This window comes from Halovenus amylolytica, from assembly GCA_004015825.1.
GTDB classification, from domain to species: Archaea; Halobacteriota; Halobacteria; order Halobacteriales; family Haloarculaceae; genus Halovenus; species Halovenus amylolytica.
Map to the genome: position 1 here is coordinate 1 of SAYS01000038.1, position 8095 is coordinate 8095.

Annotated in this window: 3 protein-coding genes and 2 rRNA genes; 2 read left to right on the plus strand and 3 right to left on the minus strand. The window is 58.8% G+C overall.

Annotated features, from left to right (window positions below):
• The 3 genes from EOW68_RS17950 to EOW68_RS17960 form a co-directional block, all read right to left on the minus strand.
• Positions 1 to 2105 (minus strand): 23S ribosomal RNA (locus EOW68_RS17950); the annotation flags it as partial.
• A 345-nt stretch (positions 2106 to 2450) separates the two neighbouring features.
• Positions 2451 to 3922, minus strand: a 16S ribosomal RNA gene (locus EOW68_RS17955).
• 503 nt (positions 3923 to 4425) lie between these two features.
• Positions 4426 to 6603 (minus strand): amino acid permease, encoded by a 2178-nt coding sequence (locus EOW68_RS17960; RefSeq protein ID WP_128226530.1) that lies wholly within the window; start codon positions 6601 to 6603, stop codon positions 4426 to 4428.
• A 193-nt stretch (positions 6604 to 6796) separates the two neighbouring features.
• On the opposite strand from EOW68_RS17960, the gene EOW68_RS17965 reads away from it, so the two are divergent.
• Positions 6797 to 7282, plus strand: a complete 486-nt coding sequence (locus EOW68_RS17965; RefSeq protein ID WP_128226531.1) for an Lrp/AsnC family transcriptional regulator — start codon at positions 6797 to 6799, stop codon at positions 7280 to 7282.
• An 82-nt stretch (positions 7283 to 7364) separates the two neighbouring features.
• Positions 7365 to 7808, plus strand: coding sequence for a hypothetical protein (locus EOW68_RS17970; protein WP_128226532.1), 444 nt, complete (start codon positions 7365 to 7367; stop codon positions 7806 to 7808).
• Positions 7809 to 8095 lie beyond the last annotated feature (287 nt).

An 8095-nucleotide genomic window follows, 5' to 3' on the forward strand; every position in this document is an offset into this window, starting at 1 on the left:
ATAGGGTCTTCGCTTCCCCTTGGGGGTCTCCAGACTCCGCACTGGAACGTACAGTTCACCGGGCACAACGTTGGGACAGCGGAGCCCTGGTTGATCCATTCATGCGAGTCGCTACTGAAGCGACAAGGTACTACGCTACCTTAAGAGGGTCATAGTTACCCCCGCCGTTGACGGGTCCTTCGTCCTCTTGTACGAGGTGTTCAGATACCCGCACTGGGCAGGATTCAGTGACCGTACGAGTCCTTGCGGATTTGCGGTCACCTATGTTGTTATTAGACAGTCCGAGCTCCCTAGTCACTGAGACCTGCCTCTTTCCGAGGCAGGCATCCCTTCTTCCGAAGGTACGGGACTAAATTGCCGAATTCCCTAACGTTGTTTGTTCCCGACAGGCCTTGGCTTTCGCTGCCATGAGCACCTGTGTCGGATCTCGGTACGGACAGCAGACTCGTCTTTTCACGGGCTCTCGGTACGTCCGGCTTGCGCTATCTCACCATTCGTTCGCTTCGTGCCATTACGGCTTCCACGAAATTCGATGATTCGACTGGGCGAATGCCCAGCCCGGATGTTCCAAAAGCGTCGACTTTCACTGTCTGCCGGTACTGGAATATTAACCAGTTTCCCTTTTGTCGTATTCGAGTTGCGGTACGACTTAGGATCGACTAACCCTCGGTTGACGAACAGTGCCGAGGAACCCTTGCTCTTTTGGCCGTCAGGATTCGCACCCGACTATCGCTGCTACTATGACCAGGATTTTCGTCACCACGCGGTCCACACGAGCTCTCGCCCATGCTTCCATCCACGCGGAGCGCCGACCTACGCAACCACTCTGTAACGAGTGTGGCTAGGTTTCGGTGGTGGATTTGAGCCCCGATCATTTTGGGCGCCTCGAACCTCGGCCGGTAAGCTGTTACGCTTTTCTTAGAGGGTAGCTGCTTCTAAGCTCACCTCCCGGCTGTTTAGGGCTCGAGACAACCTTCGATCGCACTTAATCCACACTTTGGGACCTTAACCCAGCGCTGGGTTGTCTCCCTTATGGTACACAGGCTTACCCCGCGCACCGGACTCCTCGCGTCGACAGCGTCTGCGAGTTCGGAGTTTGACAGCCGAGCCGACCTCTCTCGAGGGCGGACACGGCAATCGGTCGCTCTACCTCGCAAACTACCTCGGCGAAGGTCATGCTTCGACATGTTTCGGTCGGAACCAGCTGTTGCCGGACTCGATGGGCCTTTCACCCCTATACATAGGTTACGAGAGGGTATTGTAAGACACCAGCTCTAACAGGCCTCCACGTGCCTTTCAGCACGCTTCACCTTACCCACGCATAGATCGTCCGGTTTCGGGTCGTGTCAGTTTGACTCCCCGCGCTTGAACACGGTGGCCCTGGGGCAAAGCCCTGCGGCCATATTGGTTTCCCTGCGCCTTCCCTGATAAACAGGTTAGACTCGCCAAACAAACACACTCCCTGGTCCGTTTTTCAAAACGTACGACGGAACATCGGCTTCCTGTGAGTCCTACTGGGAGATCGCTCTCCGGTCGTTTATCACAGGACCTTTTATGCTCCGTCGCTCCATCGCCACTTGATTTCAGGCCCTATTTCACCTCCCGTTGGAGGATACTTTTCAGCGTTCGCTCGCGCTACTTGTTCGCTATCGGTTTCGAGTCGTATTTAGCCTTAGCAGATCGATGCCTGCCATGTTCACAAGGGATTTCCAACCCTCGCTACTCCGGAGCTGGCACACGTCGTACTGGTCTTCGTTACGGGGTTGTCACCCTGTTTCACGCTCCATTCCAGGAGACTTCATGAAGACGGTCGGACGATGAAAGCCAGTCCAACACCACATTGGTCGTGAGACCTTCAGTTTGGGCTGTATCGCGTTCACTCGCGGTTACTAACGACATCACATTCGTTTTCTTTTCCTGCCGGTACTGAGATGTTTCAATTCCCGGCGTTCCCCATTGCGCAAAGCAATTGCGAAGAGGATTCCTATTCGGAGATCCTGAGTTCTTAGCCTCCGTGCGGCTCCCTCAGGCTTATCGCAGCTTGGCACGTCCTTCGTCGGCGCTCGAACCGAGCCATTCACCAAACGGCATAGTAGCTATTATAGCTCTGACCTGGACGGTCAGATAATAGTCGGACACACGTTCCACGATGAAACGGGTCCAGTTGACGTCTGGATTGCACGTACATACGGTTGTCATCGTCAAGACGCTGCGGTAAAGCGCTGACATCTACCCTTCCCAACCACGCTTGCGCGGGATGGTGCATCGGTTTCGTGGGCGGACGATGCCGACCACGGTAGTGACCGACCCGGAATCGAACCGGGGTCAAAGACTCGCACCAGTGCGATCGGTCTGGTCCTCGTGAGAGGACGCCTTGACAGTTCAGTGTCACCATTGCCTGTCCGAAGACAGGACTTGTGGGCCGAGGACTACGCCTCGGTCCCGGTCTGTGGAGGTGATCCAGGTCCAGATTCCTCTAGACCTACCTTGTTACGACTTAAGCCCCCTTGCGGAGCCCAGATTCGACCTGGGTATCCAGGCCTCATCCGGACCCCACTCGGGTGCTTTGACGGGCGGTGTGTGCAAGGAGCAGGGACGTATTCACCGCGCGCTTATGACACGCGATTACTACCGAATCCAGCTTCATGAGGGCGAGTTTCAGCCCTCAATCCGAACTACGACCGGGGTTAGGGGATTAGCGCTCCCTCTCGGGGTTGCGACCCTTTGTCCCGGCCATTGTAGCCCGCGTGTTGCCCAGCACATTCGGGGCATGCTGACCTACCGTTGCCCGTTCCCTCCTCCACGTTAGCCGTGGCAGTCTCCGTAGTGTACCCAACCACCAATGGTGTTGCTGGCAACTACGGACGCGGGTCTCGCTCGTTGCCTGACTTAACAGGATGCCTCACGGTACGAGCTGACGGCGGCCATGCACCTCCTCTCAATGGCTCCAGTAAGGTCATCAACCTGACCTTCACTGCACATTGTCGGTGCTGGTGAGATTTCCGGCGTTGAGTCCAATTAAACCGCAGGCTCCTCCGGTTGTAGTGCTCCCCCGCCAATTCCTTTAAGTTTCATTCTTGCGAACGTACTTCCCAGGCGGTCTGCTTAGCGCCTTCGCTGCGGCATAGCACAGGCTCGTAGCCTGTGCCATACCTAGCAGACATCGTTTACGGCTGGGACTACCCGGGTATCTAATCCGGTTCGAGACCCCAGCTTTCGTTCCTCACTGTCGGATCCGTGCTCCTGAAGTGCTTTCGCCATCGGTAGTCCGTCCAGGATTACAGGATTTCACTCCTACCCCGGACGTACTCTTCAGGTCTTCCGGTCCCAAGCCAATCAGTTTCCGCCGGACGGCTGCTCGTTGAGCGAGCAGGTTTCCCGACAGACTTGACTGGCCAGCTACGAACGCTTTAGGCCCAATAAAATCGGCCATCACTCGAACTGCCGGTATTACCGCGGCGGCTGGCACCGGTCTTGCCCAGTTCTTATTCGTACACCACCTTACGGTGTACAAAAGCGAGGACTATATGCCCTCGCACTTGGAGTCCCCCTATCGCGCTGTCGCGCAGTGTAAAGGTTTCGCGCCTGCTGCGCCCCGTAGGGCCCGGTATCTTGTCTCAGATACCGTCTCCGGGCTCTCGCTCTCACGACCCGTACCGATTATTGGCACGGTGGGCCGTTACCCCACCGTCTACCTAATCGGCCGCAGCCACATCCTACAGCGCCGGAGCGTTTCCAGCTTCCTGTAATTCCAACGTGGAAGCTGTATCCGCTATTAGCCTCAGTTTCCCGAGGTTATTGCGGTCTGTAGGGTAGTTTGGCCACGTGTTACTGAGCTATATGCTACGAGTCTAAACTCGTACAACTAGCATGGCTAAATCGGACTCCAATAGCAATGGCCTCCGGCAGGATCAACCGGAATGATTCTCTGAATTCAATCAGAGGGCTGGCGGAGACATGATATATGTCCGTCGTCCAGTGTCGGTCGCCCGAGCAAATCGGGGACAGACCACTGAACTGTCAAGGCTCATATCAGATCCCATCTTGACGGCATGACCGCAGGGGTGGAATCCTCATCTTTCCGTGTATCCCACAGCCGTTCTGTGGAACCCAGAGAGCGGCCTCCCTGGCACGTCGTCATCATCGGCGGGAGATCCCGCCTAGAGTCTTGGTGACCCAGCGGCCGAAGCCGCCTTGCGCCACCTCGTGTACATTACATTCCGATGGGAGGTGTATATAAAAACCCGTCGAAATGGAGGGCCGTGTGAGACGGGAAACCACGACACGTCGAACCGAATATAAAATATATTAAATGAACATATAAATAATGGTACTGCGTGTCGCACTGTTCGCTCGAAACATCCTGCCCGGCAAGAAGAAGGCCTGTACCATCTTTCTACGGGTGACTGATTTTCCGACTCCCGGCTAGAAGGTGAGCCGTTCGAGCAGTCGGCGGTGCAGCGGCGGCCGCCGCGATCTGTGTGGATACACCGTGATGGTAGTACAGCCGGGGCTCGGGACCGACGGGCGGTCGTCGAACAGTGTATTTCGGACTCTGTCGTCCGGCCCGCGCCGCACCAGCAGGTCGGGCCGTCGCAGCTCCCCGCCGTCTGTCCGGATCGATTCGACGCGGACAGGCACTGTGAGCAGCTCCGACAGTTCGGACTGGTAGTCGGCCATCGTCTGGCTGTGTTTGGAACTGCGCTCATCTGTCTCGGGGTACCACAGGGAGATATCGCCGCCGTTGGCCGCTGCGACGGCCTCACCGACGTTGACAGCCAGCGGGGCGTACGGGCCACGCTCTCCGGCGAGGACGACACGTTCCGGCCGGTCGTAACCGAGATTGTCGACGAGGAGGACGTCACACGGCGCGTGGCGGACGACCCAGTCGATCGGATCGCCCAGCAACCGCGAGCGCAGTCGGAGTGGCTCGTGTTCGGCGACGATCGTATCCATCCCGCGGTGGTCGGCGAAGTTGGTGATCGCGTGTTTCGTGTCGTGGCTGACGATCTCGTCGGCCTCGATGTCCACGTCCAGTTCCTCCGAGAGTCTCTCCATCCGCGTCTCGAATGAGAGATCCGACGACGACTGGATGGTCGCGTCGTCGGTCAGCGGTGCCTGGTCGGGGATTTCCTGAAATCGTACTGCGACCACGCGGCCGCCGTCCTCGCGGACGAGATCACCGGCCAGGCTGACGAGTGCGCGTTCACGGTCGTCGTCGCCCGGTTTCGTCAGCGCGACCAGCACCTCGTGACGGTCCTCGTCGATCGACGTCTCCACGTCGGTGAGTGCCTCCCGGCCGACCTGCCGGCGGATGGCGTCCGTCGCTGCACCTTCCCTGCTCACGCGCGGGCGCACGTAAATCATAAACCAGAGCACACTCGCGACGACGATCACGATCGAGCCCCCGTACGCGATCGGTCCCATCTGTGTCAAAAGCAGGAGTCCAGTCACCGTCCCGAAGATCTGCATCCAGGGGTACAGTGGCGAGGTAAACTCCGGTTCGTACTCGACGCTGCCCTCCCGGAAGGCGACGACGGCGACGTTGATCATCGCGAAGACCATGATCTGGAACGCGCTCGCGAGTTTCGCGATATCCAGGATCGGGACGAACGCGATCAATACGAGCAACACCGCGCCGGTGAGTGTGATCGACGTCGCTGGCGTTCCGAACCGGTCGCTGACGGTCGCGAGCGAGGGCGGTGCGAGTTTGTCGCGGCTCATCGCGAAGGGGTACCGCGAGGAGGAAAGAATCCCGGCGTTCGCCGTCGAGATCAACGCCAGCATCGCTGCCAGGATGACGGCGATCCAGCCGGCCCAGCCAAGTGCCGCGTCTGCGGCGTCGGCCATCGGGGTCCGTGAGCCGGCGACGGTCCCCGGATCTGTCACGCCGACCAGCACCGCCACGATCGCGACGTACAGCACCGTCGTAAAGACGAGCGATCCCAGGATTCCCAGCGGTATGTTCTTGCCCGGATCTTCGACCTCCTCGGCGACGCTCGCGACCTTCGTCACGCCGGCGTAGGAGACGAAGACGAGTCCCGTCGCGGCGAACAGTCCGCCGAATCCGTCGGCGAAGAAGTCCGCGTAGTTGGCCGACTGGACGCTGGGTGCGCTCCCGGCGGCGAACCAGCCAAGCGCCGCCAGCATGACGACGACGATGACGACCTGGAGTCGGCCGGTCTGTTTCGCGCCGAACAGGTTCACGAGGATGAGTACCGCTGCAAGGCTTAGCGCGACCGGTTTCAGTGGGAGATCGACCAGCAAGAGAAGGTATGGTACACCGCCGACGAGTGCGAGCGCACCCTTGAACGAGAGTGAAAACCAGGTGCCGACGCCGGCGATCGTCCCGAGCAGCGGTCCCATCCCGCGCTCGATGTAGATGTACGTCCCGCCGGCTTCGGGCATCGCCGTCGCCATCTCTGATTTCGAGAGTGCAGCGGGGATCACGAGTACGCCCGCGAGCGCGTACGCGAAGATGACTGCCGGACCGGCGATTTCGAGCGCGAGCGCCGGTAGAATGAAAATACCACTTCCGATCATCGCGCCGATACTGATTGCGAGCACGGAGGGCAGGCCAAGATCGCGTTCTAACTCTTTCATCGTTTGAGATGGTCGTAGATACCAGCCATTTTGTGACGGAACCGCATAAACGGGGTGGTTCAGTTGACGGGAACAGTAATATAGATCTATATATAACGATTATCGTCATCAGTTAGGTACGCCCGGCCAGCGTGGACCGGCTCCAGTTTTGAACAAGACTAATAGTTCTCCCGGACACTCGGGGAGATAACGAATGAAAGACGGCGAATTAGACTCGATAGACCGGCACATTCTCTACTATCTGCAGCAGGACGCCCGGCGGACCTCTTCGAGTGATATCGCGGAGAAACTCGATCTTTCGCCGAGTACCGTCCGGACGCGGCTCAACAAACTCGAATCGAGTGGGATCGTTCGTGGGTATCACATCGATATCGACTACGATCTGGCTGGCTATCCGCTCTTTACCAAGATCATCTGTACCGCGCCGATTCCGGAGCGCGATGTTCTGGCCAACCAGGCACGGGAGATCCGCGGTGTAACCGCGGTCCGCGAGATCATGACCGGCGAGCGCAACGTCTACGTCAACGCGATCGGGACGGACCACGACGATCTCAACCGGATCAACGAGGAACTCGACGCGCTCGGGCTGGATATCGTCGACGAACAACTCATCCGCGACGAGTACGTCTGCCCGTACCACGGTTTTCTCGACCCGGAGGAGGTCGCCGACGAGGAGTAACACGCCGGTTCCGCCGGCAATCTGAATCAGGAACTCGCAGACAGCAGACTAAAGTACGTTTCTTCCAAACGGCCAAAGAGAGATGTCAGAAGCGTTGCAGCGCGGTGAGCTGGAGATTGACCGGGAGTACCTGCTCGTGATGGGGCTGTTGCCAGCCCTCGCGACGATTCTCGCGATGGCCGTCGGCTTCGCCATCGTGACCGGATTACTGTTCGTCGCAGAAGGGGTTCTCGTCGGCAGCGTCTGGACACAGGCAGTCGCACTCGGACTCATGTATCTCTTCCCGCAGTTCGTCGTCGGCCTCGGGATGGGTACCCGATACGGACTGTCGGCCACACCGCCAATCGCGATCGCGATCACGCCGATTCTCGTCCTCGTGCTCGCGCTCGGCGCTTTCGGCGGACCAGCGCTGACACCGTTCAAGAGCCCCCTTTTGCTGATTGGCTCGATCATCGTCTGGGGACTCACCGCTGCCGGCGGACTCGTGCTGGGTGCCAATATCCTCGCGCCACGGCTGGCCGAGTGACGTACCAGTCGATAACAACGCGCGCTATCTATGACCGCGAGAGAATCCCGCCGTTCACGCCGGGCGTGAATCGCGTCCACTTTCACTCCGCCCCCCACGGATTTATGACCGCTGGGGTCGAACACCAAGCCAACTCAAGCGCCGAAATCAATCCGGGAACCACTTGGGGTCCTCCCCGCCGACACGCACCGCACGGTGCTTACACTACCCCTACCCCTGCAACACGGGATGGAGTGACGGCACGACGCAATCCAACCCCTACGGTACTTGAGCCTGTCCACCGTGGT